27 protein-coding genes are annotated in these 25,075 nt (G+C 75.9%); 13 read left to right on the plus strand and 14 right to left on the minus strand.

What is annotated here, in order from left to right; all coding sequences use genetic code 11:
- Positions 1-18 precede the first annotated feature (18 nt).
- Positions 19-729 (minus strand): flavodoxin family protein, encoded by a 711-nt coding sequence (locus C7Y72_RS10855; RefSeq protein ID WP_107568752.1) that lies wholly within the window; start codon positions 727-729, stop codon positions 19-21.
- A 77-nt stretch (positions 730-806) separates the two neighbouring features.
- Between C7Y72_RS10855 and C7Y72_RS10860 the strand changes: the two genes are divergently transcribed.
- A complete protein-coding gene (locus tag C7Y72_RS10860; protein WP_107568753.1) occupies positions 807-1,631 on the plus strand; it encodes an SDR family NAD(P)-dependent oxidoreductase in 825 nt (274 codons plus the stop codon).
- 28 nt (positions 1,632-1,659) lie between these two features.
- Here the strand turns inward: C7Y72_RS10860 and C7Y72_RS10865 are convergent, their stop codons facing one another.
- The 3 genes from C7Y72_RS10865 to C7Y72_RS10875 are packed head-to-tail and all read right to left on the minus strand — an operon-like array spanning position 1,660 to position 3,915.
- Positions 1,660-2,100: a group III truncated hemoglobin gene (locus C7Y72_RS10865; RefSeq protein WP_107568754.1), complete on the minus strand. Its 441-nt coding sequence runs from the start codon at positions 2,098-2,100 to the stop codon at positions 1,660-1,662.
- Positions 2,100-3,167 (minus strand): hypothetical protein, encoded by a 1,068-nt coding sequence (locus C7Y72_RS10870; protein ID WP_107568755.1) that lies wholly within the window; start codon positions 3,165-3,167, stop codon positions 2,100-2,102. Before C7Y72_RS10870 ends, C7Y72_RS10865 begins: the two co-directional genes overlap by 1 nt.
- A 58-nt stretch (positions 3,168-3,225) precedes the next feature.
- On the minus strand, positions 3,226-3,915 hold the full coding sequence (locus C7Y72_RS10875) for a hypothetical protein (protein ID WP_107568756.1): 690 nt from the start codon (positions 3,913-3,915) through the stop codon (positions 3,226-3,228).
- 127 nt (positions 3,916-4,042) lie between these two features.
- Here C7Y72_RS10875 and C7Y72_RS10880 point away from each other — a divergent pair, with 127 nt between their 5' ends.
- Positions 4,043-4,450 carry an SRPBCC domain-containing protein gene (locus tag C7Y72_RS10880; protein WP_199223917.1) on the plus strand — a complete coding sequence of 136 codons (408 nt, stop codon included), beginning with the start codon at positions 4,043-4,045 and terminating at the stop codon, positions 4,448-4,450.
- A 16-nt stretch (positions 4,451-4,466) separates the two neighbouring features.
- Here the strand turns inward: C7Y72_RS10880 and C7Y72_RS10885 are convergent, their stop codons facing one another.
- Positions 4,467-5,501, minus strand: a complete 1,035-nt coding sequence (locus C7Y72_RS10885) for a DUF5995 family protein (protein WP_107568757.1) — start codon at positions 5,499-5,501, stop codon at positions 4,467-4,469.
- 75 nt (positions 5,502-5,576) lie between these two features.
- Between C7Y72_RS10885 and C7Y72_RS10890 the strand changes: the two genes are divergently transcribed.
- The 4 genes from C7Y72_RS10890 to C7Y72_RS10905 all read left to right on the plus strand — a co-directional run bounded on the left by C7Y72_RS10890 (position 5,577) and on the right by C7Y72_RS10905 (position 10,277).
- Positions 5,577-6,572 (plus strand): asparaginase, encoded by a 996-nt coding sequence (locus tag C7Y72_RS10890; protein ID WP_107568758.1) that lies wholly within the window; start codon positions 5,577-5,579, stop codon positions 6,570-6,572.
- Positions 6,573-6,627: 55 nt separating this feature from the next.
- Entirely contained in the window at positions 6,628-8,505 is a 1,878-nt protein-coding gene (locus C7Y72_RS10895) for an alpha/beta hydrolase family protein (RefSeq protein WP_107568759.1), read from the plus strand.
- Positions 8,506-8,574: 69 nt separating this feature from the next.
- Complete coding sequence (locus C7Y72_RS10900) at positions 8,575-8,757, plus strand: hypothetical protein (RefSeq protein ID WP_107568760.1); 183 nt, start codon at positions 8,575-8,577, stop codon at positions 8,755-8,757.
- Complete coding sequence (locus C7Y72_RS10905; RefSeq protein WP_107568761.1) at positions 8,754-10,277, plus strand: SCP2 sterol-binding domain-containing protein; 1,524 nt, start codon at positions 8,754-8,756, stop codon at positions 10,275-10,277. The genes C7Y72_RS10900 and C7Y72_RS10905 overlap by 4 nt, the downstream gene beginning before the upstream one ends.
- Positions 10,278-10,281: 4 nt before the next feature.
- Here the strand turns inward: C7Y72_RS10905 and C7Y72_RS10910 are convergent, their stop codons facing one another.
- The 3 genes from C7Y72_RS10910 to C7Y72_RS10920 all read right to left on the minus strand — a co-directional run bounded on the left by C7Y72_RS10910 (position 10,282) and on the right by C7Y72_RS10920 (position 13,043).
- A complete protein-coding gene (locus tag C7Y72_RS10910) occupies positions 10,282-10,740 on the minus strand; it encodes a T3SS (YopN, CesT) and YbjN peptide-binding chaperone 1 (RefSeq protein WP_107568762.1) in 459 nt (152 codons plus the stop codon).
- 303 nt (positions 10,741-11,043) lie between these two features.
- Complete coding sequence (locus tag C7Y72_RS10915; RefSeq protein ID WP_107568763.1) at positions 11,044-11,913, minus strand: DsbA family oxidoreductase; 870 nt, start codon at positions 11,911-11,913, stop codon at positions 11,044-11,046.
- On the minus strand, positions 11,910-13,043 hold the full coding sequence (locus tag C7Y72_RS10920) for an aldo/keto reductase (RefSeq protein WP_107568764.1): 1,134 nt from the start codon (positions 13,041-13,043) through the stop codon (positions 11,910-11,912). Before C7Y72_RS10920 ends, C7Y72_RS10915 begins: the two co-directional genes overlap by 4 nt.
- An 18-nt stretch (positions 13,044-13,061) precedes the next feature.
- On the opposite strand from C7Y72_RS10920, the gene C7Y72_RS10925 reads away from it, so the two are divergent.
- The 3 genes from C7Y72_RS10925 to C7Y72_RS10935 are packed head-to-tail and all read left to right on the plus strand — an operon-like array spanning position 13,062 to position 15,228.
- A complete protein-coding gene (locus tag C7Y72_RS10925) occupies positions 13,062-13,679 on the plus strand; it encodes a leucyl/phenylalanyl-tRNA--protein transferase (RefSeq protein ID WP_158276798.1) in 618 nt (205 codons plus the stop codon).
- 27 nt (positions 13,680-13,706) lie between these two features.
- A complete protein-coding gene (locus C7Y72_RS10930; protein WP_107568766.1) occupies positions 13,707-14,240 on the plus strand; it encodes a PH domain-containing protein in 534 nt (177 codons plus the stop codon).
- A 10-nt stretch (positions 14,241-14,250) separates the two neighbouring features.
- The gene (locus C7Y72_RS10935; protein WP_107568767.1) at positions 14,251-15,228 is read left to right on the plus strand and encodes an NAD(P)/FAD-dependent oxidoreductase; all 978 of its coding nucleotides are present in this window, start codon (positions 14,251-14,253) and stop codon (positions 15,226-15,228) included.
- A gap of 18 nt (positions 15,229-15,246) precedes the next feature.
- Here C7Y72_RS10935 and C7Y72_RS10940 read toward each other — a convergent pair whose 3' ends face one another.
- Genes C7Y72_RS10940 through C7Y72_RS10955 form a run of 4 tightly spaced genes read right to left on the minus strand, consistent with a single transcriptional unit; the run spans position 15,247 to position 19,551 of the window.
- On the minus strand, positions 15,247-15,798 hold the full coding sequence (locus C7Y72_RS10940) for a YqgE/AlgH family protein (RefSeq protein WP_107568768.1): 552 nt from the start codon (positions 15,796-15,798) through the stop codon (positions 15,247-15,249).
- A 33-nt stretch (positions 15,799-15,831) separates the two neighbouring features.
- The gene (locus C7Y72_RS10945; protein WP_107568769.1) at positions 15,832-17,517 is read right to left on the minus strand and encodes an MFS transporter; all 1,686 of its coding nucleotides are present in this window, start codon (positions 17,515-17,517) and stop codon (positions 15,832-15,834) included.
- 12 nt (positions 17,518-17,529) lie between these two features.
- Positions 17,530-18,831, minus strand: a complete 1,302-nt coding sequence (locus C7Y72_RS10950) for a TIM44-like domain-containing protein (protein WP_107568770.1) — start codon at positions 18,829-18,831, stop codon at positions 17,530-17,532.
- A gap of 42 nt (positions 18,832-18,873) precedes the next feature.
- Positions 18,874-19,551 (minus strand): PilZ domain-containing protein, encoded by a 678-nt coding sequence (locus C7Y72_RS10955; RefSeq protein WP_146175334.1) that lies wholly within the window; start codon positions 19,549-19,551, stop codon positions 18,874-18,876.
- A gap of 57 nt (positions 19,552-19,608) precedes the next feature.
- On the opposite strand from C7Y72_RS10955, the gene C7Y72_RS10960 reads away from it, so the two are divergent.
- Entirely contained in the window at positions 19,609-20,067 is a 459-nt protein-coding gene (locus tag C7Y72_RS10960; RefSeq protein WP_107568772.1) for a MaoC family dehydratase, read from the plus strand.
- 10 nt (positions 20,068-20,077) lie between these two features.
- On the opposite strand, the gene C7Y72_RS23265 is transcribed toward C7Y72_RS10960, so the two are convergent.
- Positions 20,078-21,643, minus strand: a complete 1,566-nt coding sequence (locus C7Y72_RS23265; RefSeq protein ID WP_107568773.1) for a hypothetical protein — start codon at positions 21,641-21,643, stop codon at positions 20,078-20,080.
- 171 nt (positions 21,644-21,814) lie between these two features.
- On the opposite strand from C7Y72_RS23265, the gene C7Y72_RS10970 reads away from it, so the two are divergent.
- From C7Y72_RS10970 to C7Y72_RS10985, 3 genes are all read left to right on the plus strand, one after another.
- Positions 21,815-22,666 carry an alpha/beta fold hydrolase gene (locus tag C7Y72_RS10970; protein ID WP_158276799.1) on the plus strand — a complete coding sequence of 284 codons (852 nt, stop codon included), beginning with the start codon at positions 21,815-21,817 and terminating at the stop codon, positions 22,664-22,666.
- A 119-nt stretch (positions 22,667-22,785) separates the two neighbouring features.
- Entirely contained in the window at positions 22,786-23,625 is an 840-nt protein-coding gene (locus C7Y72_RS23270) for a hypothetical protein (RefSeq protein ID WP_158276800.1), read from the plus strand.
- Positions 23,626-23,642: 17 nt separating this feature from the next.
- Entirely contained in the window at positions 23,643-24,431 is a 789-nt protein-coding gene (locus tag C7Y72_RS10985) for a fumarylacetoacetate hydrolase family protein (RefSeq protein WP_107568776.1), read from the plus strand.
- Positions 24,432-24,474: 43 nt separating this feature from the next.
- Here C7Y72_RS10985 and C7Y72_RS10990 read toward each other — a convergent pair whose 3' ends face one another.
- A complete protein-coding gene (locus tag C7Y72_RS10990; RefSeq protein WP_107568777.1) occupies positions 24,475-25,059 on the minus strand; it encodes an ATP-dependent Clp protease proteolytic subunit in 585 nt (194 codons plus the stop codon).
- Positions 25,060-25,075: the final 16 nt, after the last annotated feature.

The raw sequence follows: 25,075 nt of genomic DNA on the forward strand, positions 1-25,075 counted from the left end.
GCGCTCGCGGGCGGCGCCTCAGCGGTACTCCGGGTTGGGATGCCCGAAGTCGCAGCCGGCGTCCCACTGCTCGCGCTGGTTGCCGTAGGCGGGCATGCCGCCGGCCCGCTTGAGCAGCGCGGCGAGGTGCATGAGGTTCCAGGCCATGAAGACCGTGTTGCGCTGCGTGAACTCGTTCTGCGGGCCGCCCGACCCCTCGTCGGAGTACGACGGTCCGGGGCCGGCCTCGCCCAGCCAGCAGCTGTCGGCCTGGGGCGGCACCGCGTAGCCGAGGTGCTGCAGCGAGTACAGGGTCTCCATCGCGCAGTGCTTGGCGCCGTCCTCGTTGCCGGTGACGATGCAGCCGCCCGCGCGCCCGTAGTAGATCCACTGTCCCTGCTCGTTGAGCTGCCCGCTGTTGCCGTACAGCCGCTCGATCACGCGCGTGGCGACGCTCGACTTCTGCCCGAGCCAGATCGGCGTGCCGAGCACGAGGATGTCGGCGGCGAGGACCTGCTCGAAGAAGGCGGGCCAGCCGTCGGTCGCGGCGCCGTGCTCGCGCATGTCGGGGTAGACGCCGGGCGGCAGGTCGAGGTCGACCGCGCGGGCCACCTCGACGGTCACGCCGGCGCTGCGCATCACGGCGATCGCCACGTCCATGAGCGCCTGGGTGTGCGAGCGCGCCGGGGCGGGCTTGAGCGTGCAGTTGACGAACAGCGCGCGGAGGTCGGAGTAGTCGGGCCGGTCCATGGCGCGACGCTACCGCGTGGCCGGTGACGGGTCGGTGAACATGCACGTCGACCGGCCGGTCAGTAGCCTGCCGCGCCATGGCTACACCTGTGAAGCTTTCCGGACGGACGGCCGTCGTGACCGGCGCCGCCTCGGGGATCGGCCGGGCCAGCGCCCGCCTGCTGGCGCAGCGCGGCTGCCCGCTCGTGCTCGTGGACAAGGACGAGGAGGGCCTCGCGGGCACCGCCGAGGGCCTGCGCGTCCCCGTGATGACGAAGGTCATGGACGTCAGCGACCGCTGGGCCCACCAGCAGCTCGCCGCCGAGGTCAAGGACTGGAACGGCCCGATCGGCCTCGTGCTGAACAACGCCGGGGTCACCGTCTCGCAGACGATCGCCGAGTCCTCCCCGGAGGACCTCGAGTGGCTCATGGGGATCAACTTCTGGGGCGTCGTCCACGGCACCCAGGCCTACCTGCCGATCCTGCTCGAGCAGGACTCCGGCGTCATCGCCAACGTCTCGAGCATCTTCGGGATCATCGCCTGGCCGACCCAGGGCATCTACAACGCGTCGAAGTTCGCGGTCAAGGGCTTCACGGAGTCGCTGCGCCACGAGCTGCACGGCACGAACGTGTCGGCGGTCTGCATCCACCCGGGCGGCATCGACACGAACATCGTCAACAACGCGCGCATCCACGTCGACGACCTCGGTCGCACCGACCCGGAGGCGCTCAAGCGCGACTTCAAGAAGGTCGCCCGCACCTCCCCCGACAAGGCCGCGAAGACGATCGTCGAGGGGATCGAGAAGGGCAAGGTCAAGATCCTCATCGGCCCCGACGCGGTCGCCACCGACTGGCTGCAGCGCACCGTGCCGGTGAACTACTACAGCGTGATCCGGCGCCTGCAGCCGCTCCTGCGCCGCTAGCCGGGTTCAGCGGGCCCGCCCCGTCGCGTCAGCCGCGCGGCGGGATGATGTCCAGCAGACCGCCGGGCGCCACGTCGCGCTCCACCGGCACGCCCTGCAGCCGCCGGTGGAACGCGGCGGCCACGCGCGTGGCGTGCCGCTTGGCCTCGTCGGCGCGCTCCCCGGCGAACAGCTCGTCGACGGTCTGGGTCCACAGCGTCAGCCAGCGGTTGAAGTGCCCGCCGCGCAGCGGCGAGCGCGCGTGCAGCTGCGCGTGGACGGCGAACGCCCCGCCGCGGTACGCCTCGCCGCCGAGCAGGATCGTCTCCCAGAAGTCGGTGATGTCCGGGAGGTGCGCCTCGAGGTCGAGCTGCGCGACGTCGGTGAACAGGTAGCCGATCATCGTGTCCGCGAGCGCCTTCTCGTAGAACGCGCGCGTGAGCCGCTCGATGTCGGCGCGGGTGGCGATGTCGGTGGCCGGGGCGGGCACTAGAAGACAAGGTACTGCTGCGTGACCGGCGCCAGCCGGCCGCCGAACAGCAGCGCCAGCAGGCCGCCCTGCAGCCGCTCGCCGAGGTCGCGGACCTCGTGCCAGAGGAGGTCGTCGCCGCGGCGCTCGCGCGTCAGCGCCTGCAGCCGGGCGCGCGCGTCGCCGTCGCCGAGGATCCCGATCCAGCGGTCGTACGCGGCGAGCGTCCGCGCCCCGGTGTCCAGCGCGCCCTGCGTGCCCGCGGCGAGGAACGCGTCGGCGATCCGGTCGGTGGGCGGCGCGGCCAGCTGCGCGACGAGCACGTCGGCCATCGCGTCGGCCGCGTGCTCGTGGCAGCGCAGCACGGGCACGAGCCCGCCGGCGAACAGGAGCTTGCGTGACAGCCGCAGCTTCGCGTTGCGCATGACCCACTTGCCGGTCCCGTCGCCGTCGGGCTCGCGGTGCTTGCCCTCGAAGTCGACGGCGATCGTGCGCCAGTAGCGCACGAGGTCGTTCAGCAGGAACCGCGGCGGCCGGTGGTCGCCGCCGTCGGCGGTCGGGTCCAGGTACGCGCCGAGCACGCGGCGCACCGCGCGCGCGTGCACCTCCGGCTGGGCGACCGCGACGGACTCGAGCAGCAGCAGCATGCGCCGCGTGAGGTTGAGGTTCGTGTCCTCCTGCAGGCCGATGCGGGCCGCGAGCTTCTCGGCGCTCACGACCTCCCCGAACGTCCCGGTGGCGCCCGGGACCGCGTCACCGGTGCCGAGCGCGTCGCCGACCCAGCTGAGCAGCTGCTGCCGCTCCCCGAGGTCCTCGCCGCCGGAGTCAACGACGAGCGCCCAGTCGTCGTCGCTGTGCTCGGTGAGCTCGGCGCGTCCCCAGGAGCCGAACAGGACGACCGCCTCGCGCGGGCCGTCCTGGTCGGCCAGCAGCGAGGTCGCGGGTCCGTCCTCCAAGCGGGGGCGCAGGTCGGCGAGGCGCTCGCGCGTCAGGGCGCGTGCGGCGAGCAGGTGCGGGAAGGGCGTCCCGGTGCGCTCGGACAGCAGCTCGAGCGCGCCGGACGGCCCGTGGGCGGGATCGGCGTCCACGACGCCGCGCAGCGTATGCGATGGCGGCGGCCGGACCGCCCGCGGGCGGCGGCCCGCCTCAGACCGGACGCAGCGGCGCCTCGAGGATCCACGGCACGTCGCGGCAGCGGTCCAGGAGCGGCGCGAGGTGCGCCTCGTCCGCCGCGGTGGTCGGCCGGTGCTTGCCGCGCTCGTCGAGCGCGCTGACGTGCACGTGGCGCAGCCGCGAGCCGAAGCGGTCGAGGATCTCGTGGCCGGCGGCGAGCGTCGGGTCGACCTGGGCGGCGTGCGCGACGTCGAAGCAGAGCTGCGCCTGCGGGAGCGTCGCGAGGATCGGGGCGAGCTCGTCCGCGGTGCGGCCGGTGGGCTTGCGCAGGTCCATGTTCTCGACCGTGAGCGTGCGGCCGAGCGGGATCCACGCCCCGAGGTCCTGCATCGTGTCCGGGTGCACGACGATCGCCTCGACGCGGCCGACGAGCGGCTCGAGCAGCGCGACGAGCTCGGCCTCGGGCAGCTCGCGGTGCTTGGACGGCGCGTGCACGCTGAGGAACCGGAACGGCAGCGCCGGGGACGATCCGAGGAACGCCAGGAGGCCGGGCAGCTCCCGCTCGCTGAGCGCGGCCAGCTCGATCGCCTCCGTGCTGGTCGCGCGGGCGCGGGTGACCATGTCGGTCCAGTCGTCGCCGCCGTCGCGCAGGAAGCCCGTCGAGCACCCCAGGCGGGGATGGGCGGCGAGCGCGGAGACGTGCTGGGTGGTGGAGGTGACCATCGAGGGTGGACCACGGTAGCGGGGCGCCCCGACGGCGTGACAGCCGCCTTGCAGGATCGCGGCGACGGTCCCGCACGTTCCGGGAAACAGGTCACGCCCTGGCCGCGTGGCGCGGTACACCTGGTCGATGACCTCGATCGGCAGGACCCGGGACGCGGGCTGGCAGTGCGGCGTGCGGCGCACCGTCGCGGGCGTCGACCCCACCGGCGCCTGGGCGCGGCTGGCGTCCGCCGAGGGCACCGCCATCTGGCTCGGCGGCCCCGTCGCGCTCGAGCCCGGGCCCTACGCGCTGGCCGACGGCCGGGAGGGCGAGATCCGCGTGGTGCGACCGGGCTCGCACGTGCGGCTGACCTGGCAGGCCGCCCCCGGTGACCCGGACACGACCCTGCAGCTGCGGGTGCTGCCCGCCCGGACCGGGACGACCGTCGCGGTCCACCAGGAGCGCCTCGCCGACGCCGAGCAGCGCGCGCAGATGCTCGCGCACTGGGAGGGCGTGCTCGACGCGCTGCGCCCCGTCCTCGCGAGCGGGGCCTGACGCCGCGCGCCCCGGGTCAGTGGGCGGCGCGGCGCGCCGCGGCCCGCCGGGCGGCGCTGCGGCGCGCCGCGGCCCGGGCCGCGGCGGCCTGCCGCTCCGCGCGCCGGGTCGCCGTCCGGGCGGCGGCGGCCTGCGCGCCCGCGCCCGGCCGCTGCCCGCCGTGCTCGGCGCACCAGGCGTCGCGCGCGTCCGCGCCCGCGGGCGGGATCGCCGTCGCCGCCGCGATCCCGCGCCCGACGACCTCGGCGTACGCCTCGATCTGGCGCGCGACGCGCGCCTTCGCCGCCGGGGTGCGCGCCAGCAGGAGCCGCTCGGCGTTGCGCCACACGACCTCGCGCCAGGACTGCAGGATCGTCGTGGCGAGCAGGTTGTCGACGACGCCGAGCTCGACGTCGTCGGCGGTCGGGTCGAAGCGCTGGGCGACCTCGCGCAGCACCGGCTCGTAGAGCGCGGCGAGCCGCCGGTTGTAGGCGTCGTGGTCGGGCTTGCGGGTCGTGCCGTCCGGCGCGGTGATCCCGATCGCCGCGAGCAGGAACGGGAAGTCGCGGTTGATGTGCGCGTTCATCGCCATCAGGAAGTTGCCCAGCGCGCTGACCTTCCGGTCGCGGGCGGCGTCGAACGCCAGCAGCCAGGCGGGGGAGAGGCCCGCCCGGCGCTCGGCGGCCCAGTCGTCGTAGGCGGTGAAGTACATGCGCGCGAAGACCGCGTCCTCCTGCGCGAGCCAGACGCGGTCGCGGAACACGCCGGCCTTCGACGCGTCACGCACGTCTTCGGTCACCCGCTGGTAGGCGAGCGCGAACACCGCGTTGTGCGAGCAGCGACCGACGACGTCGTCCAGGCGCCGCTGCATCTCGACGATCGTCGCGTCGATGCACGCGTCGGACCCGTCGGCGCAGTCGGGCTCCGTGTTGGCCGTGTGCGGCACGGGCAGGGCCGGCAGCAGCGCCGGCCAGTCGACGTACGGCGCCTCCTGCGCGGACGCGGCGGCGGGCGCGACGAGCGCCAGTGCCCCGGCGGCGAGCGCGGCGGCGAGGTTCCTCCCGAGACCCATCGCGCGAGCGTACCGCCGCCGTCGACGGCGGGCCAGTCCGCCCGGCGAGCGCCGGGAAGTACCCTGGGGATCGACATGGCCGCGAGCTCCCAGCCCCAGACCTACCGACGCGTGCGGATCCTGTCCGCGGGCGGCACGATCGGCATGACCGGCGGGGGTGGCGCGACCCCCGAGCTCGACGCCGACCAGCTCGTCGCCGCGGTGCCCGGCCTCGCGGGCCGCCAGGGCCTGACGGCGGAGACCGTGGCGAACAAGCCCTCCGCGCACCTGACGCTCGACGACCAGCTGCGGATCTGCCGGGCGGCGCGCGACGCCGCCCGTCGCGGCATCGGCGTCGTCGTCACCCACGGCACCGACGTGCTCGAGGAGACGGCGATGCTCGCCGACGTCATCCACGGCGGGGAGGCGCCGATCGTCTTCACCGGCGCGATCCGGCCGGCGAGCGCCCCGGGCGCCGACGGTCCCGCGAACCTCGTCGACGCGGTGGCGGTGGCGGCCTCCGAGGAGGCCGCCGGCCTCGGCGTCCTCGTCGTCTTCGGCGGGGAGATCCACCACGCACGCTGCGCCCGCAAGACGGACACCACCTCGCTCGTCGCGTTCTCCTCACCGCAGACCGGCCCGCTCGGCCGCGTCACCGAGGGCCATCCGACGATCTGGTCGCAGCTGCCGCGCAACCCGCCGCTGGACCCGCCCGACCTCGACCGGCGCGTGCTGATCGTGCCCGCCATGTCCGGGGACGACGGGGCGCTCGCGCGCGCGGCGCTGGACACCGACCCGCACGGCGTCGTGATCGGCACGCTCGGCGCCGGCCACCTCGCGCCGGACATCCTCGCCCTGTGGGCCGACGTCGCCACGCGCATCCCCGTGGTCGCGTACTGCCGTCCGGAGCGCGGCGTGGTCCTCAACTCGACCTACGGCTACGCGGGCTCGGAGATCGACCTGCGCGGCACCGACATCATCCCCTGCGGGTTCCTGTCGCCCCAGGCGGCGCGGATGAAGCTGCTGGCGTGCCTGGCCTCGGGCCTCTCGATCGACGAGGTCCGCTGGGCGTTCCGGCAGGACGACGGGTAGCCCCGGGCCGCGCGGGCCTTGAGTTCGCGCGGGGGAGCGCCGATAGTGGACGCGGATGCGTGGAGGTTCCCCGTCGTCGCTGTCCGCCTGGTCCTGCGGTCTGCTGCTGCTGCTGCTCCTGATGGTGGCGGGCCCGTCGGTGGCCGCGACGCCCCGGGCGACCGCGACCGTCACGGTGGACGCGGGCGGCACCGTCCGCGCGGTCGTCGCCGTCGGTGCGCGCGACGCGCGCGGCCTGCCTCGCCGCGTCGAGCTGCGCCGGGGGCGCACCGTCCTGGTGCTGACCCGCCGGGGCGCGTGGCGCCCGACCGCCGGTGGCCGGCGGTCTGCCACCTGGACCCGCACCGCGGGCGGCTCCGCGACGCGTCGCTCGACCGCGCTCGCGCTCGCCGGCACCCGCGCCGAGCTGCGGCTGCTCTGGCGGTCCGCGCGGGCCGCCCGGATCACGGTGCGCGTCGGCGGCCCGCCGCGCCCGGGCGTCGCGACGCCGAGCCCGTCCGCGTCGGTCACCGCCACCGGCACGGTCACGGCGCCGTCCCCGACCGCTCCGGCATCCGCGACCGCTCCCGCTTCCGCGCCCGCCGCCGACGCCCCGGTGGCCCCGGCGCCCACGCCCACGCCACCGGTCGTCGTGGTCGGGACCCGTGACCTGCCGGTCCTCGCGGGCGAGCAGCCGCTGGGCGGCGCCCGGCTGGGCAGCAGCTTCGCCGACGGCAGCGTCCGCGCCGCGATCCGCGCCGACGCCCTGACGCTCCAGCCCGGCCGCTTCTACCGGCTGACCACCTGCCTGCGGATCGAGGGCCCGTCCGTCGCCGGTGCGCGCCGCTGCACCCGAACCGTCGAGGACCGCACCACCGCCGACACGGTGACCACCGCCGCCGCCCCCGAGGTCGCGCTCACCGTCCCGGTCGACGGCGACCGGGCGGCGTCCCTGCTCGCGCACGGCCTCGTCACCGTCGAGGTGCCGGGCCCGGCCGACTGGGAGGTCCTGGCCTCCAGCCCGACCGCGAGCGTGTCCGCGGCGGCCGTCCGCCCGGCCGACGCCACGCCGGTGCAGCCGCTGCCCGACCTGCTCGGCGTCCCGTTCGTCGCCGAGCCGCAGAAGCGCGGCGGCGTCGACACCGGCTCCCCCGACTCGTTCTGCGCCGGCTTCGACGCCGGACCCGCGCCGCCGACCCCCGAGGGCGTCACCGCCGACGGCCTCGGGCCCGGCCTCCCCGCCTACCACGAGGTCGGCGAGCCGACCGTCCCGGGGCCGGTCCGCGGCGTCGTGGTGCTGCTCCACGGCAGCGGCTGGCTCGCGCACGGGCCCAACGCGGCGGCCAGCCTGCGCCCGGTCGCCGACCGCTGGCGGGCGCGCGGCTTCCGCACCGTCGCCGCGACCCACCGGCCCTGCGCCATGAGCCTGCCCGACACGCTGGCCGTCGTCGACCGCGTGCTCGCGCAGGACGGGGCGTCGCTGCCGGTGTGCGTCTCCGGCGCCTCCGCCGGCGGGCACCTGGCGCTGATGGCCGCCGCCCTGCGCCCCGCCGTGGACTGCGCGATCGGGGAGGGCGCCCCGACCGACCTGCTGACGCTGCGCGACCAGCAGCCCGACGGCTACACCACCCCGGTCGACGGGCCGCGCTGGGCGACGAACCTCGCGATCGCCGCGTTCGGCGCCTCGCGCCTGGAGGAGCTCAGCCCCGCCCGGTACCCGATCGCCGCGCGCGTCCTGCTCGCCGTGTCGGCCGACGACTGGGCCGTGCCCTACGCGCAGCTGACGGGGCTGCGGGACGCCCAGCACGCCCGCGATCCCGCCGCGGTCGTCGACCTCGTGCGGCTGGAGGCCGGCTCGGAGCGCTGGGTCCACGGTGGCGTGTCGAGCGCGGCGCTGGAGCGCCTCCACGAGCGCGAGGAGGCGCTCGTGGACGGGCTCACCGCCGGCCCCTGACGCCCCACCCGCGCCCGCGGCAGGATCGCGCCCACGCCGTCCGGCCCCGGCGGTAGCGTGCGCGCGCCCGTGACCGTCGTCCTGCCCGCCCCGACCGCCCTCGACCTGCCCGGTCCGTCGCGCCGCGTCCGCGTCGAGCCGCTGGAGCTGCCGCTCCCTGCGCGACCGCCCGAGCCCGCGCCCGAGCGCGCCCCGGACCCGGCACCCGCCTCGCCCGCCCCGGCCCCCGAGCGCGAGCCCGTCCCGGCGTGACCCCGTCGGACACCCCCGACTTCCTCGAGCCGGTCGTCGGCTACCGCGCCTGGCGCCTGGCCGACGACGGCGAGCTCGTTCCCTGGACCGTCGCGCGCGCCGGCGCCTGGGTGCCGGGGGTCAACACCGCGGCCTGCCACCTGTCGCACTTCATGGTCGCGATGGGGGAGGGCGCCCGGCGCACCCCACGCCACCGGCCGCCGTCCCCGACGTGCATGTGCGGGCTCTACGCCCTGCACGACGCCGCCGACCCGCGGATCGCGCCCGGGGGCGGCAGCGCGCTCGGGGCGATCGTCGCGTGGGGGGACCTCGAGGTGCACGCCACCGGGTTCCGGGCCGAGCACGCCTGCGTCGTGGCGCTCGCGCTGCCCCACCGCTGCGGCGAGCAGGAGCGCGTCCGCCTCGAGCTCGCCGCCGCCCGCTACCGCGTGCCGCTCGTCCCGCAGGAGCAGCTCGTCGCCGCCGCGCACGAGCACGGCGCCCCGCTGCCGGACTACGACCGGCTCCCCGCGCGTCGCCGCGGCGTCGGACTGGGGGAGCGGCCCCCGTGGGCGTTCCCCGCGCCCGACCTCGCCCCGGGCGGGGAGGTCGGCTTCGACTTCAGCGCGCACGTCTGGGCGGAGACCGCGGTCGACCACGTCCTCGTCGGCGTCACGAAGCCGTTCGCCGACCTGTTCGGGGACGACCCGGACGCCGTCCACGTCGCCGTCGCCGAGCCGGGCACCGCGCTCGCGGCCGGGGACGTCCTCGCCCGCGTCACCGTGGGCGGCGGGACGTTCCTCGTCTGGACGCCGGTCGCCGGCACGGTCCGGGAGACCGCGGCGCAGCCGCAGCGGCTGCTCGGCGCCCCGGAGGGTGCGGGGTGGCTCGCGGCGGTCGTCCCGTCGGCCTGGGCGACGGATCGCGACGGGCTGCGCTGGGGCCCCGAGGCCCGCCGCGCCTACCGGGTCGACGCCGGCCGCCACCAGGACGGCGTCGATGCGTTCGCCGACGTGCGCGCCGAGCGCATCACCGCGCTGCCGCGCGTCGCCTCCTGGGGGGACGTCCTGGTCGAGCTGCGCGCTGCCCGGGCCCGCGAGCTGCCGCGGTTCGCCGACACCGCCGAGCTCTACGACCGTCTCGGCGTGGACCTCGGCTGCTCGCTGCACGACGACCCGCGGGTCGCCGACCGGCTCGGGCGCCTGGACACGACGCTCGCGCTCGAGCTGCGCGAGCCCGCCGCCCGGCTGACGCTCGAGCTGCGCGGCGGCGCACCCCGCCTGCGCCTGGGCGCCACCGAGGCGGCCGCGGACGTCACGCTGGACTGCACCGCGGAGGACGCGCACCGCCTGCTGCGCGGGGACCTCGACACCGCGGCCGCCCTGCGCTGCGGCGATCTGCGCTCCAGCGCCCCGGACGGGCGGACGCTCGCGCTCCTCAGCGTCCTCAAGGGCCTGGCCCCGGGCTACGCGCGTCGCGCCGCGCCCGATCCGGGCCCGCGCGAGCTCGCCGCGCGCCGGCTCGGTCTCGCCGCGGGCTGAGCGGTCAGTCGTCCTCGCCCGAGGACTCGCGCTCCTCGAGCAGGGTGACGTACGGCTTGCCGCCGATCCGGTCGACGAGCTCGTCGTCGAGCACCTCCGCGGAGGTCGCCACGACGCTCAGGGCGTTCATCAGCTCGTCGGCCTGCAGGCGGTCGGCGAGCAGGTCGTACTCGACGATCAGCGCCCCGTCGACGAACGTGAACTTCGTGAAGAACGAGTTCGTGTTCAGCCCGTTGATCATGTTCAGGGCGGCGGCCGCACCCGGGCTGTCCTCGTCGATGCCCTGCAGGATCGGGCTGCTGAGCGTGATCACCGTGCCGTCCTTCCACGGCGAGAAGCCGATGAAGACCGCCGCGGAGTCGAAGATCATGCGGTAGCCGCGGCCGTCGTCCGCGGTCTCGAAGGCGAGCCCCTCGCGGACCAGGATCCCGGCGACCTGCTCGATGCTCGTCTCGATGTCCATGTGGCGCGGAGCCTATCTGCGCGGCGACGCGCCCACGCGACCCGACCGCGAAAAGTTTTTTCTGCGAAGAGGTGTCGCGGATGAGCGACGGGGGTATCCGACTCGTACCGGCGCACTCCACCGTGTGTGTCGGCGGGAGGCCCACCGCACAACCACCCACCGGTCCCCCGGGTGGACTGCGGTCGGGCCTTCCCTGTACCCCTGGGGCCCGGTGACCCCCACCGGGCCCGACCAGGCCCCTTCACGCCTCCGGACCGAGCACGCCCCCCACCGCCGGTCCGGAGGCGGGCCTGGTCCTCGCCGTCAGGCCGCGTGCCAGAGCGCGTCGTGCCCGAGCGGCTCGCGTCGCGCGCGCCCGGCGGCCGCCGCGCGGATCAGCGTGTCCTCGGCGCTCGCGTCGTCCGGTGCGTCGTTGTCGGCGGCGAGGACCTGCGCGACCTCGCGGGTCGTCAGACCGTGCGGGAAGGCGCGCAGCAGCTCCGTGACGTCGTCGGGGCGCGGTCGGCGCTCGAGCGTCCGGTCGAGGTTCATGACGCAGACGTCGTACACCTGCAGCGACTGGAAGCCGCCGGCCTCGAGGCCGCGCCCGTCGGCGGTCGTGAGCAGCAGCGACGGCGCCGTGTAGCGGACCGGCCCGTCGGTGGCGGCGGACTTGCCCTGCGCCTCGGTGACGCTGCCGGCGGCGGCCCGCGCCTGCGCGCGGTGCTCCTCGTAGGTCGCGACGGTCGCCTCGTCGTCCAGCGCGGCGACGACCGCCCCGACGTCCAGGCCGGGGACGCGGGCGAGCGCGTCGGCGATCGCCTCGTCGGTGTCCATCAGCCGGTCGGTCGTGAACCAGCCGAACTGCAGGGCGCGGAACGCGGCGAGCTGCAGCTCCGGCGCCTGCGCCCCGACCGCGACGACCGCCCGGCATGCCCGCGAGGTCGCCATCACGCGCGACCGCGGACCGGTCGCGAACGGCATCCCGCGCGAGCGGAACGACCGGTAGCCCAGCGCGCCGCGCTCGGGCGTGTAGCCGTCGCGGACGTAGCGGTCCGGCGTCTCGGCCAGCCCGATCATCACCAGGCGCCAGCGCAGCTGGTCGCCGTAGCGCCACTGCAGCGCCGTCAGGTGCGGCCACGCCGAGTACGCCCACGGGCAGCCCGGGTCGCTGAAGTGGACGACGTCGATCATGCGTGCACGTGGCGCAGGTCGCGCTCGGCGACGACGCCCCAGCGCTCACCCGCCGCGGCGAGGTCCTCGTCGACCGGCCAGCGGTCGGTCAGCACCTCGGCCTGGTCGGGGTTGGCGCCCTTCAGCGCCATGCAGCCGGCGTTGTCGCCGATCGTGCGCAGGGCGAGGATCTCCTCCGCGCTCAGCACGACCTCGCGCGGGGTCGCGGCGAGCTCGGCGCGCTTGTCCTCGACCGGTCGCGCGTCCGGGCCCGCCTCCTGGATCAGGGTCGGGACGACCATCTCGACGGCCGGATGGGCGAGGTTCCACTGCGAGGCGAGCTGGATCGGCGTGAGACCGTGCCGGTCGGCGATCGCGCGCATCTCCTCGAGGCGCTCGACGCCGCGGTCGATCCAGCCCTCCGGCCGGAACTTGCGGTGGTCGAAGTCGCGGAACGGGTGGCCGGGGCGGACGTCGTCCCAGAAGATCCCGCCGTAGTCGACGACCCGCGTGATGACCTTCACGTCGGCGGCCGCGGCGGCGGGCAGCACGTACTCGCCCGGCCAGGGCTCCATCGGGTTGAGGATGACCATCGCCCAGTCGAGCAGCTCGCCGAACCGCTCCAGGCACGCGAGCAGGTCGAGGGTGAAGCCGTTGGCGGGACCGGGCGCGACGCCGATCGCGTCGGTCAGGCCCGCCGCCTTCAGCGCCGCCATGCCCTCCCAGACGCGCGGGTCGTGGTAGCCGCTGCGGTCGGGGTTGTGCAGCATCAGGAGGTCGAAGCGGTCGATGCCGATCCGCTCCAGCGACCGCTCGGCCGCGGCGCGCAGGTAGTCCGACCACGCCTCGGGGCCGCGCAGCCGCGCGTCGGTGAAGCGGGGGAAGCCCTTCGCGCCCTCCCGCTCGCCCTCGTAGAAGTCGTGGCCCACGGCGCCCGCGATCCAGACGTCGTCGCGGGTGGTCCCGGCGAGCGCGCGGCCGAGCACGCGGTCCGCCTCCCCGGTCCCGTAGGTGTCGGCGGTGATGACCGCGGGGATCGCGGCGTCGGGCCGCAGCAGGGCCTCCAGACGCGCGTCGTCGAGCGGCTCCCCGAAGTGCATGAAGCGGCCCCCGCTCCAGGTGCCGAGGGCGAGATGACCCGGATCGTCCATGCCTTCAAGATACGGGACGTGTCCGGCCGGCCCGACGACGACCTCCCGCTCGAGGACGTGCTGGGCATGTACGCCGCCGGCTGGTTCCCGATGGACGACGACGAGTCCCCGGACGAGCCGCTGCCCTGGTACTCGCCGGAGGAGCGCGGCGTGTTCGACCTCGATCCGGAGGCGCTGGCGCACACGCGCCGCGTCGTGCGCCGCAGCCTGGCGCGCCCGGAGGCGCAGGAGTGGCGGCTGGTCTTCGACGTCGCGTTCGCGCAGACGCTCGCGTGGTGCGCGCGCCCGCGCGCCGACGGCGACGGCGTCTGGCTGACGCCGCGGATGGTGCGGCTGTACGCGCGCCTGAACGCGGTGGGCCTCTGCCACACGATCGAGCTGCACGACCGCGACGGCGAGCTGATCGCGGGCTGCGTGGCGGTGACGATCCGCCGGGCGGCGTTCCTGGAGTCGATGTTCCACCGCGTCCCGCACGCGGGCAACGTCATGCTCTACCGCACGCTGGAGCTGCTGCACGACCGCGGGGCGCTGCTGTGCGACATCCAGATGACGACGCCGCACACCGAGCGGCTGGGGGCGCGCGACATCTCCCGCTGGCAGTACCTCGCGCGGCTCCAGGAGGCCCTGGCCGACTGAGCGCCGGGCCGGGTAGATTTCCCGCCCATGGACCTCAGCGCGGGCGAGTCGATCATCTACCAGGGCCACCCGTCCTGGCGGGCCACGATCGGCCTCTACATCAAGGGCGTGCTGCTCTGCGCGGTGCTCGCGGCGATCGCCGCCGGCGTCACGCGCGTCACCGGGGACGAGGTCGACGTGGCGGTCACCGTCGTCGTGTTCCTCGTCGCCTTCCTCGTGGTGCTCGCCGTCGGCTACCTCAAGCGGATGGGCACCGAGTACACGATCACCACGCGCCGCCTGCACATCCGCCGCGGGATCCTCAACCGCCAGACCGAGGAGACCCGGGTCGAGCGGATCCAGAACGCCAACACGACGCAGTCGCTGCTGCAGCGCCTGCTGAAGGTCGGGACCGTCGACTTCGACGTCGCCAGCGACGAGCGCGCCGGCCTGTTCAAGTTCGAGGGCGTCGAGGACCCGCAGTCGGTCGTCCGCGCGGTCGACCGCGCCGTGACCGGCGAGGCCCGCACGGGCGCCACGCCCGCCCCGGGCGCGCCGACCGCCGCCGACGAGGGTCTGTAGGCCGCACGCCGTGCGCGTCGCGGTCATCGGGGCCGGTGTCACCGGCCTCACGTGCGCCCGCGCGCTGGACGCGGCGGGCGTCGAGGTCGTCGTGCTGGAGAAGGCGCGGGGCGCGGGGGGACGGCTGTCGAGCCGCCGGACCGACCACGGGGGCTTCGACCACGGCGGCGCGGTCCTGCGCCGCGACGAGGTCCGCGACGTGGCGGGGGTCGAGCTCGCCTCGTTCGCGCCGCGGCTGGCCGGCGTGGAGGCCGCGCTCGGGTGGCAGCCCGTCGGGGTCGTGCCCGTCCCCACGGCCAGCGCGCTGCCCAAGGCGCTCGCGGCCGGGCTGACGCTGCGGGCGGCCACGCACGTCGCGCCGCTGCCCGCCGACGGGCCGCTGACGTTGCGCGGTCTCGACGGGAGCACGATCGACACGGTCGACCACGTCGTGGTCACCGCCCCCGCACCCCAGGTGGCCGAGCTGCTGGCGCACCGCGCCCCCGGCCTGGCGGAGCGCGCGGCCGCCGCGGAGATGACGCCGTGCTGGACGGCGATGATCGCGCTGCACGAGCCCGCCGGCCTGCCGTTCGACGCGATCCGCGAGCGCGGCCCGGTCCACTGGGCGGTCGCCGAGAGCGCGAAGCCCGGCCGTGACGGCGGGGAGCGCTGGACAGTCCAGGCGACCGCCGCGTTCTCGGCCGAGCACCTCGAGGACCCGCCGGAGACCGTCGGCGCCGCCCTGCTGGCCGCGCTCGGCCAGATCGCGCTGGAGGAGGACGTGCCCGCCAACGCCCTGGCGCTGCGCCAGCCCGCGCTGCTGCAGGCGCACCGCTGGCGCTACGCGCGCGTCGCCCGGGCGCTGCCGGAGCCGCTGCTGCACGACGCCCCCGCCGGCGTGCTGGCCGCGGGCGACTGGTGCACCCCGCACGACGCCGGGATCACGCCCGGGACGGTCGCAGCCGCGCAGGCGGCCGGCGCCGCGCTGGCGGCGGCCCTGCTGCCCTGACCGCGGGCCGCGAGCCGGTCAGTTGACGCTCGGGTCCTCGGGCATCCGGGCGAGGACCGCGTACGGCCCGCCCTTGCGCTCGAGCACCAGCGACCACAGGCTCTCCGGGTCGTCGCTGAAGACGTCGTCGCGGTCGGCGTCGACGACGATCCACGATCCCTCCTCGAGCTCCCCGTCGAGCTGCCCGGGACCCCAGCCGGCGTGACCGGCGAACACGCGGGCGCGCCGCGTCGCGGTCGCGATCCGCTCGAGGTCGCTGTCGGCGGGCAGGAAGCCGAGGTCGCCGAGGATGAGGTCGGCGGCGAGCTCGGGCTCGTCGAACTCGGCGACGACCATGACGGCCTCCTCGCCGACCGGTCCGCCGCCGAAGACCGCGTCGTCCTCGTCGACGATCGGCGCGAGCTCGTCGACCGCCTCGCCGACGAGCGTATCGGTCGGCCGGTTCAGCACGAGGCCCAGCGCACCCTCGTCGCCGTGCTCGGCGACGAGCACGACGGTCCGCACGAAGTTCGGGTCCACCAGTGCCGGGGACGCGAGGAGGAGCTTGCCCTTGAGCGAGACGGGGGCCATCGGAGAACGGATTCTACGCCTCCCGGCTGCGCGTCAACCGCCGAACAGGAGCGAGGTGATGATGTTCCCGGCGCTGGGCCGGCGCCCGTAGCGCTCCTCGAAGCGGTCCGCGTCCTGCGGGTCGGCGAGGGCGAGGACCAGCTCCTCGCGGGAGGACCCGAGCTCGCAGGCGCTGGTGTCGAGCGCCTCGAGCGCCCGGTCCTGCACGAAGCCCGAGAGGCCGCCGCTGCCGGGCAGCTGGCGCTCGGCGGTGCACGGGTCCAGTAGCGCGATCGGAGTCGGGCGGCGGTCGTCCTGCTCGCGCGCGTAGAGCGCGGGCGCGGCAGCGGTCACCACGAGCGTGACGCCGAGCAGCGCGCCGGTCCGCACGGACGGGGGCGGGGCCTTCGGCGCGAGCACGAGCGCGGCCAGCACCGCGAGGCCGCCGGTGACGAGGAACGCGACGTCGAACGACTCGCCGACCGCGGCGATCAGCGTCTCGTCGACCCGGCTGGCCATGCGGTCGTACTCGGGCAGGTCCTCGGGGTCGAGGCTCGCCCGCTCGCGATCGAGCGCCTCGAGCAGCGCGCCGCGCGGGTCGGCCGCGTCGACGCTGCCCAGCAGCGCGGGCGCCAGCGACACCTTCTGCTGCGGCGGCAGGCGCGCGTCGAGCGCGACCGCGACGCCGCGCTCCCGGGCGCGCTGGGTGGCGTCCTCGAGCCGCGTGGCGGTGATCGACCCGAGCACGGCGATGATCGCGAAGATGCCGACGTGCCGGGTGGTCAGCAGCCACGCGGCGTCGCGGCCGGTGCGCTCGGGCAGCAGCTCGCCCCCGAGCGCCGGGAGCGCGAGGCCCATGCCGAGCCCGGCGAGCACCTGCGGCGCGACGGTCCACAGCAGCCGGTCGTCGGGGAGGAAGGCGAGCGCGAGCGTGCCGGCGCCGATCAGCAGCGATCCGGCCGCCGCCCGGTGGGTCGCGTCGCCGCCGATCCGCGACCCGACGAGCGCGGCCGCGGGCAGCACCGACACGGTCAGCGCGGCCCGGAGCGGGTCGACGCTCCAGCCCGCGACGAGCAGCAGCACGAGCAGGAACAGCACCGCGGTGAGCGCCGCGGACACGAGCGCGAGCGCGACGGTCGGCTGGGCGGCCCAGCGCGGGCCGGGCGCGTCGTCGTCGGCGGCGAGCACCGCCGGGTCACGCGTCGGGGTGGTGCGGCAGACCCACGCGGCGGCGAGCGCCACCGGGGTCTGGAAGAGGAAGATCGCGCGCCAGTCGAACGCCTGCGTGAGCGCACCGCCGAGCGCGGGGCCGACCGCGGCGGACAGCACGGCGGCGCCGAGCCACAGCCGCTTGGCGTGGGCGCGGTCGGCGCCGTGCCCGTCCTCCAGCAGCGCGAACACCGCGATCAGGGTGGCGGCGCCGCCGACCGCCTGCAGCGCCCGGCCGACGAGCAGCAGCACGACGGAGCCCGCGACGCCGCAGAGCAGCGACGCGAGGCCGAACAGCGCCATGCCGGCCGCCCCGACGAGCGGTGCGCCGTGCGTGCGCTGCAGGCGCTCGACGGGCACGAGCGCGACCGCGAGCACGAGGGCGTACACGCCGATGACGGCGGCGACCCCCTCGACGGAGGTGTCGAGCTGGACGAGGACCTCGGGCAGGGCGAGCGTCACGATCGACGCGTCGGCCAGGGCGAGTCCGGCGGCGATCGCCAGGACGATCGAGCGCGTGCGCGGGGACATGGGTCGCCCAGGCTATCCGGCGGGCGAGCCGTCGACGCCGATCAGCCGCCACGGCGTCTCGTCGTCGCCGTCCACGACCGCCATCGTCCAGCGCTCGGTGAACGAGGTCGCGCGGTCCTTGCTGCCGGCGACGACCGCGGCGGTGTCGCGGTTCTCGACGTAGCGACGGCCGGTCACCTGGACGGTGACGGTCATGCTGGCGGGCGTGTGGTCGTCGCCGGGGTCGAGGCCGTCGATGCCGATGCTCGTCACGGTGGCGCCGCGGACGACCACGCGCGTGCTGCCGCTGCCGTCACCGCCGTAGAGGAGCACCGCGGCGGCCTGCGGGTCGGCGAGGGCCAGGAGGGCGGCGTCGTCACCGTCGACCGCCTCGATCCACGCGGCGACCGCGCGACGCGCGACGACCTCGAGCACGTCGGGCGCGAAGCGGCCGTCGGCGAGCGACAGGTCGAGCGCCTGCGCGCGCGCACCGCCGGCGAGGTCGACGTCGACGAGGTCCCGGGTGGTGAAGCCGGCGAGCGCCCGCTCGGCGACGGCGGCCTCGACGAGCGCCTCGCCCTGCAGCTGTCCGGTGTCCGCCCACGGGCTGGCGATGATCGCGGCGTCGAGCTGGTGCACGCCCTCGGTGTCGGACTCGATCGAGAGCAGCTTCCAGGTGCCGTCGCGGTGCTCGAGCGTCCAGTACTCGGCGTGCTCCACGGTCGTGGAGGTCTTGCCGTCGCGGGTGAGGCGCCTGCCGCCGCCGGTCTCGACGTAGTCCAGCAGCGTCGCGGTGACGCGCACGCAGACCCGGTCCTCGGCGTCGTCCTCGCGGTTGACCAGGCCCACGTACTCGACCCGCGGGCCGGACTGCACCTCGACGACGTTGTGCCAGCCCTTGCGCTCGAAGTCGCGCAGCCGCCGCTCCCACTCGACCATCAGGTCGCGGCCGACGAGCCCGGCGAGCGTCGTGACGTCGTTGCGGCCCCAGGCGTGCTGGATCGTCGTGAAGAGCTCGGCGGCCTGCGCGGTGACGACGTCGGCGGCGAAGTACGCGTCGTCCTGGCTGGCCTCGGCGCTGGCGGTGGTGACCCGCTGCACGCGGGCGGCGCGCCGCTGGCGCAGGCGGTAGGCGCTAATCCAGCCGATGACGGTGACGATCAGGAACAGCACGACGATCACGACGATGATCCAGGGGCTGCCGCCGCCGCTGCCGCTGCTCGAGCCGCCGCCGGAGAACGAGCTGCCGCCTCCGCCGCCCCCGCCGCCGCTGAAGCCGGAGGTGCCGCCACCGGCGGCGGCGATGATCGAGAACGCGTCGAGGAGCAGCTGCACGTCGCCGATGGTCGCAGGGCGCCCCGACCGACGCCACCGCTCCTACGCGAGCGCGCGCAGCTCGGCGAGCGCCGCGGCCTGCCGGGCGCGCAGGTACCGGTCCAGGACGGCGCGGTCGCGGGTCGAGAGGCGGTCCAGGCGGACCCCGGCCCGGCCGTCCGCGTCGCGGTGCACGACCTCGCCGCCGCCGTCGAGCAGGGCCCCGGGGCCAAGCTCCAGCAGCAGGCGCAGCCGGTCGCCGGCCCGCAGCGACGGCACGTCGACGAGCGCGGCGCCCCCGGCGGAGAGGTCGGCGGTCCGCGCGTCGATCCAGCCGTTCCCGGTCCGGGTCGGGACGACGAGCACGGGCCGCTCGAGCACGATCCGCTCGGACGCGCGGCGCTGGCGCTCCGGTGCGTGGGGGCGCACGGCGGTGTACGCGGCGGCGCCCCCGGCGTAGCGGGGCGCGGCGGCCGCGACCGGGTCGAGGACGAGGTGGACGACGTCGTCGCGGACGCTGCCGTCCGGTCGTGGGGCGGCGAGCAGCGTGCCGGCCCCCGCGGGCGTGCGGCAGCGGCGCCCGGCGAGGTAGCGGCCGGGCGGCACGCCGGGAACGACCGCGGGCGCGAGCTCGGCGGCGCCGGGCACGGTGCGCAGCACGAGCGCGGCGACGGGCCCGAGACCCGCGACCGTCAGCTCGACGGTCTGCTCCGGGCGCAGCCGCGTGTCGTCGTCCCACATCCCCCCGGTCATCGGCCGCGCCCGCGGGGACCTGAGCCGTGCGAGGATCGCCCCGTGATGAGCGTCGAGGAGCTGCAGGCCCGCGTCGGGGAGACGTTCGGCCCGACCGCGTGGCGGACCGTCGACCAGGACATGGTCGACACGTTCGCGACGCTCAGCGGCGACCGGCAGTGGATCCACACCGACGTCGAGCGGGCGGCGCGCGAGAGCCCGTTCGGGACGACGATCGCGCACGGCAACCTGACGCTGTCGATGATCGACGGGTTCCGCGACGAGCTCGTCGGCCTCGACGGCTTCGAGCTGGGGGTGAACCTCGGCTACGACCGGGTGCGGTTCCCGTCCCCGGTCCCGGTCGGGGCGCGGGTCCGCGCGGTGCTCGAGCTCGCGGCGGTCAGCGACCGCGGCGACGGCTGGTGGCAGGTCGTGCAGCGGTTCACGGTCGAGGTCGAGGGTGGCACCCGGCCCGCCTGCGTCGCGGACTCGGTCATCCGCGTGCGCCCGCGCACCGACGCCTGAGCGGCCGCGCTCAGCGCACCGTGACGCGACCGCCCTCGGGCTGCCAGCCCCAGAGCGTCTGCCAGTCCGGGTCGAAGACCCCGACCTTGACGCGCCACGTCCCGGTCCGGGCGGTGCGCGGGATGCGGAACGTCGCGACGTAGCGGCGCGCGATCCTCCCGCGCAGGCGCTGCGCGCGGAAGGCGTGCTGGCGCAGCGGCGTGCGGCCGCCCGGCTGGTAGAGCTGCGCGACGACCGTCGTCAGCGCGGTCGAGGAGGCGGTCACGCGGACGTCGACCTTCAGGGTGCGCCCGCGGCGGACGGTGCGCACGCGCGGGGCGGACCGGATCCGCAGCCGCGGTCGGCTCGTGCGGACCGGCGTGGCGGCCGACGGCCGCCCGGTGGCGCCGGGCAGCGGGGTCGCGCCGCGCTGCACGTAGCCACGCGCGAGCCGCGCGAACACGCCGCCGTCGTCCGGTCGCCCGTCGCCGTCGTCGTCGCAGGCGCACGTGGCGTCCGAGAACGCCTTGCCGAAGAGGATCGCCAGGACGCCGGCGTCGAGATACTGGCGGCGGCGCTCCCCGCCGCCGGGCCCGAGCAGCCACTCGACGCGGTTGTCCCGGTAGCGGCCCGGCGTGTCGTCCAGCGTCGAGTTGCCCAGGGGCGTCTGCCACAGCACGGTCCGCAGCCCGGTGGCGGCGCCGACGTGCCCGATGAAGCGCGCGTGGCGGCGGAAGTCCGCGTCGGTCCAGACGCTCGCGCCCCCGTCGCCGTCGCGGACCCGGCGGTAGCCGTTGTCGCGGTCGGCGAACTCGGCGAACAGGAGGTCCCAGCGGGCGCCGAGCCGGCGCAGGAAGGTCGAGGACTTCGCGGCGAGCTCGTCGACGCGCGGGTCGGAGGAGTCGCTGGCGGTGACGTCGTCGCCGCTGCCCCACACGGACAGGTGGTAGCCGAGCAGCACGTTGCGGGCGTAGCGGTCGCGCAGCCGCACGACGGCCTGCGCGAGGCCCGCAGCGGTGTCGGGCAGGCCGCGCAGCTCCGCGAGGCCCGTGCGGCCCACGGCGACGGTGACGGTCGTCGGGTCGTCGTCGCGCGCGTCGCGCTGCAGGTAGCCCCACAGGTCGGGCTCGACGTGCAGGACGGTCCGGGCCCCGGTCGAGCCCATCCGCTGCAGCGCGAGCCGCAGGTCGGTGAACCACGAGCGCATGGTGGTGGTGCTGCCCCAGTTGGCGCGGAAGCCCGCGACCTCCTCCATGTCGCGCCCGGGCCGCGTCTCGCGCAGCTGGTAGAGGCTGAAGACGGGCGTCATGCCGTGGTCGACGCTGTCGGCGATGAACGCGGGGACGAACGAGCCGTCCCCCTTCGTCCACGACGTCCAGCCGCTGCCGGTGTTCGCGCCGCCGGAGAGGTAGTGGTAGCGCAGCCCCAGCGGCGCCAGGTCGCGCAGTGCGCCCGCGCCACCTTCGGCGTCGCGCATCCCGAGCTGCAACGTGGCGTACGGCCACCCTCCCGGCACGGGGGCCTGCGCGGCGCGGGCGGGCGCCGCGCCGAGCGCGAGCAGGCAGAGGAGCAGGAGCAGTGCGGGGAAGCGGACCATCGACGCCGGGTACTTGTATCGGCACGGGACACCCGCTGCGCAAGTCCCTGTCGTGTGACCACGACGCACCCCGGGTAGCCCGGCGGGCAGAATCCAGGTCGGTCGCACTCAAGCTTCGGCACCCACGGTGCCGAAAGGGGGGTCATGTCGGGTCAGCAGCAGGAGCGTCAGATGACGATCGAGGAGGTGCGCCTCTCCGGAGGGCGCCGCCTGCGGGTCCGCCGCTGGGGCGGCACGGGCCGCCCGCTCGTCCTCCTGCACGGCCTGCTGGACGACAGCGAGGGCTGGAATCAGCTCGCGCGGGACACGCACCGGCCCTGCGTGGCGATCGACCTGCCGGGCTTCGGCGGCTCGGACCTCCCGACGCGCCCGCGGATCAGCGGCTACGCGGAGGCGGTCGTCGAGGGGATGGAGCAGCTCGACGTGGGCGGCTGCACGCTCGTCGGTCACTCGCTCGGCGGCGCGGTCGCCACCGCGGTGGCGGAGCGCAGCCACGACGTCCACGCACTGGCGCTGCTGGCGCCGGCCGGCTACGGCCGCATCTACCTCAGCGAGCTCGTGACGCTCCCCTTCGTCCGTCAGGCCGCCGAGGCGGCGCTGCCGCTCGCGCTGGTCAACCCGCTGACCGTCACCGCCGCGTACACCACCTTCGTCGCCCACCACCGCCTGCCGTCGAAGGACCTGATGGACCGCGTGCGTCGCCGCGCGTTCAAGTCGGGGCCGGGCGTGAGCACCGCGTGCGAGGCGATCGCGGCCGCGGGCCGGTCGGAGAACGGCTTCCCGAAGCGCCCGGTGAAGTTCGCCGGACCGGTCGCGGCGCTGTGGGGCCAGCACGACGCGCTCGTGCCGCCCGCGCACGCGTACGCGCTCCAGCGCGCGCTCCCGCAGGCGCACGTGGAGATCTGGAAGGGCATGGGCCACCACCCGCAGCGCGAGCGGCCCGCCGACCTCGCGCGCTACATCGAGCGGCACGCCGCCCGGGGCCGCAAGGCCGCGCGCTCGCGGCACCTGCGCGCGGCCTGAGCCGCGCGTCGTCCCGCCCGCTGCCGGGTACTCTTCGCCCTGCGTCGAGCGCGACGCGTCCCACCCCGTCGTCGCGCCCGGCCGCCCGTCCCACGATCCCGCCCCCGGAGGCGCCCGTCATGCCCCGTCCACGGATGGTCTGCGCCGCGACCGCGTGCGCCGCGCTGCTCGCCCTGCCCACCGCCGCGTCGGGTGCCACGACCGTCCGTGGCACCGTCGTGGGGGAGCCCACGGTCCGCGGCACCACGGCCACGGTGCCGGTGCTGGTCGGGGAGACGGGCCGCCGCGCCCTGCGCGTCGCCACGCCGCTCGTGCGCGTGCGCGTGCCGCAGGCGCGCGGCATCCGCGCGAGCACCGGGGTCCTGAAGCCCGGGGGACTGCGGATCGGGGACCGCGTGCGCGCCGCGCTCGGCCGCGTCCGCGACGGGCGCGCCTCGACCGCGGTGCTGCGCGTGACCGCCCGCGGCGGCACCGCGTCCTTCGACCGCCTCGACGCGTCCCGCAGCCGCGCGCGCAGCCAGGCGCAGGCCGCCGCCGACGCGGTCGCGCGGCTCGACGCCACGGCCTCCGGGGTCGTCGGCGCCCCCGCGGAGACCCCGGCGCAGCTGCGTCGCTTCCTGCTCGACCTGCGCTACGACCTCAACGTCCTCGTCGCCGACCTGCGCGCCAGCGGGCAGCAGACCGCCGACGCCGTCGCCCGGATCGAGCGCGAGCGGCCCGCCGACGCGCGCCGGCGTGCCGCCGTCGAGCGCCGCCAGCGCCCGCTGCTGGACGCCCTGCGCCGCTCGCAGGGCGACCTCGACCGGACCCGCACCGCGCTCGAGGACGCCGTCACGCGGCTCGACGAGGCGATCCTCGACGTCGGCGGCGTCAGCGCCCCGTCGCTGCCGGTCGGCACGGTCGGGACGGTCAGCGACCTCGTCCAGGGGATCCTCGCGATCATCGGCCTGGACGGGTAGCCGCTAGCCTCGCGGGCATGAAGCTCGCGACGTTCGTGCCGCCCGGCGGCGACCCGTTGGCCGGGGAGGTCCGCGGCGAGGAGGTCATCGCCTTCGACGACGGCACCACGGTGCTGGACCGGCTCGCCAGCGGGGACCGCACCCCCGCCGCCGGTGCCGCGTTCCCGCTCGCGCAGGTGACCCTGCTGGCCCCGCACCGGCCGCGGATCCTGTTCGGGATCGGGCTGAACTACCGCGCCCACGCGGAGGAGCAGGGCCTGCAGACCCCGGAGTTCCCGATCGTCTTCACGATGTCGCCGTCGAGCGCCGCGAACCCGTCGGACACCGTGGTGTGCCCGTCGGTCGTGCGGCGGCTCGACTACGAGGGCGAGCTCGCGATCGTCATGGGCGCCGACGGCGTCGTGGCCGGCTACGCGGTCGCCGACGACGTCAGCGCGCGCGACCTGCAGCGCCGTGAGCCGCAGTGGACGCGCGCCAAGGGGTTCGACGGCGCGTGCCCGTTCGGGCCGTGGGTGACGACGGCCGACGAGATCCCGGACCCGGGCGCGCTGCGGCTGCGGACCTGGGTCAACGGCGACCTGCGGCAGGACACGAGCACCGACGACCTCGTCTTCGACGTCCCGACGCTCGTGGCGTTCCTGCAGGAGACCAACACGCTCGAACCGGGGGACCTGATCCTCACGGGCACGCCGAGCGGCGTGGGCTCGGCGATGGACCCGCGCGTCTTCCTCGCCGACGGCGACGTCGTGCGGATCGAGATCGAGGGGCTCGGCGCGATCGAGCACCCCGTCGCCGTCCCGGGCTGACCGGGACGGGCGCGCCCCGGACGTCCCGGGGCGCCCGGCGGGGTCAGTGCTGGGAGATGACCCGGTCGATGAGGCCGTAGTCCTTGGCCTCCTCGGGCTTGAAGAAGCGGTCGCGCTCCATGTCCTCGTGGATGCGCTCGAGGCTCTGGCCGGTGTGCTTGACGTAGATCTCCTCGAGTCGCGCGCGCGTCTTGAGGATCTCCTTGGCGTGGATCTCGATGTCGGAGGCCTGGCCCTCGTAGCCCGGGGAGGACGGCTGGTGGATGAGGATGCGGCTGTTGGGCAGCGACATCCGCTTGCCGGCCGCGCCGCCCATCAGCAGCAGGGAGCCCATCGACATCGCGATGCCGCAGCAGATCGTGGCGACCTGCGGCTTGATGAACTGCATCGTGTCGTAGATCGCGAGGCCCGCCGACACCGACCCGCCGGGCGAGTTGATGTACAGCGAGATGTCCTTGTCGGGGTCCGAGGACTCCAGGTGCAGGAGCTGCGCGACGATGAGGTTCGCGATCTGGTCGTCGACCTGCTGTCCGAGGAAGATGATCCGCTCGTTGAGCAGCCGGGAGAAGATGTCGTACTCGCGCTCGCCTCGGGCGGAGCGCTCGACCACCGTGGGTACCAGAGGCATACCGGCACCCTAGATC

Source organism: Paraconexibacter algicola, from assembly GCF_003044185.1.
Taxonomy (GTDB): Bacteria; Actinomycetota; Thermoleophilia; order Solirubrobacterales; family Solirubrobacteraceae; genus Paraconexibacter; species Paraconexibacter algicola.